Source organism: Legionella septentrionalis, assembly GCF_003989745.1.
Lineage (GTDB): Bacteria > Pseudomonadota > Gammaproteobacteria > Legionellales > Legionellaceae > Legionella_A > Legionella_A septentrionalis.
The window spans coordinates 1-1233 of record NZ_RZGS01000080.1 but is presented as its reverse complement, the minus strand read 5'-3'; the positions used below and the strand labels follow the sequence as shown (position 1 = coordinate 1233).

Genomic DNA, 1233 nt, shown 5'->3' with positions numbered 1-1233 from the left:
GCGGCAAATTCAATCGATCATTGCAACACCTGATTTGTTATAGTTAACTTTTCAGGAGTAATGATGATATATAATTTGTCAAAACGGAATTTTACAGAACACCAACAAAATGCAATATGGTCGTTGTGGTCTGAAGGCAGATCGCTGAGTGAAATTGGAAGACAGCTTGGCAAACATGCGGGGTCAATTTTTTGTTTTTTGCAAAGATATGGTGGAATAAAACCTGTAAAACCCATTCGTTCAAAAAGAGCCTTGACGCTACCTGAGCGGGAAGAAATATCCCGTGGTTTGTCGGCCAATCTATCAATCAGGAATATTGCAAAGTTTTTAAATCGTCCTCCATCTACCGTATCCAGGGAAATTAACTGTAATGGAGGTACGGAAAAATATCGAGCCATATCTGCGGACAGAGAAACATGGATAAGAGCAAAACGTCCTAAAAAATCCAAACTTCAAATCAACATTCCCTTGAATGATATTATTGCAGATAAGCTCTCAGAAAAATGGTCACCAGAACAAATATCTGGTTATCTTAAACGTATTTATCCAGATGATATTACTATGAATATTTCCCATGAATCCATTTATAAAACTCTGTATATCCAATCTCGTGGTCACCTGAAAAAAGAACTGCTGAAACATCTTCGAACAGAAAGAGTCATGAGGCAATCCAAAAAATTCAATACAAAGGGTAATGCGCGTGGTGGCATCATAGATGCTGTATCCATTCATGACAGACCAAAGGAGATTGATAACCGTACTGTGCCAGGCCATTGGGAAGGCGATTTAATCTGTGGCTCAAATAAATCCTATGTTGCCACCCTGGTTGAAAGGACATCCCGATTTACTTTACTGGTTAAGCTTCCCGGTAACGATACAAACAGTGTTGTAAATGCGATTACAAACAAAATTACAGAACTTCCAGAGCAATTAAAAAAATCGCTTACCTGGGATCGTGGCATGGAGTTGGCTAAACATAAACAGTTTACAGTTGATACCGATATAAAGGTGTATTTTTGTGACCCTAAGTCACCATGGCAACGGGGAACCAATGAAAATACCAATCGTTTGCTGAGGCAATACATGCCTAAAAAAACAGATCTTAGTGTTCACTCTCAATTTGATTTGGATAAAATTGCCAGAGAATTAAATGAAAGACCGCGGAAAACATTGAACTTTCTAGCTCCGGCGGATAAATTGAGCGAGGTGTTGCAATGATCGATTGAATTTGCC

1 protein-coding gene is annotated in these 1233 nt (G+C 38.8%); it reads left to right on the top strand.

All coding sequences use genetic code 11. The annotated features are described in order from the left end of the window. Nucleotides 1–63 precede the first annotated feature (63 nt). Entirely contained in the window at nt 64–1218 is a 1155-nt protein-coding gene (locus ELY11_RS12280) for an IS30 family transposase (RefSeq protein ID WP_127033891.1), read from the top strand. The last annotated feature ends 15 nt before the right edge of the window (nt 1219–1233 follow it).

Coding starts and splice junctions, on each gene's coding strand:
- ELY11_RS12280 (WP_127033891.1), top strand. CDS start 64: ATGATATATAATTTGTCAAAACGGAATTTTACAGAACACCAACAAAAT.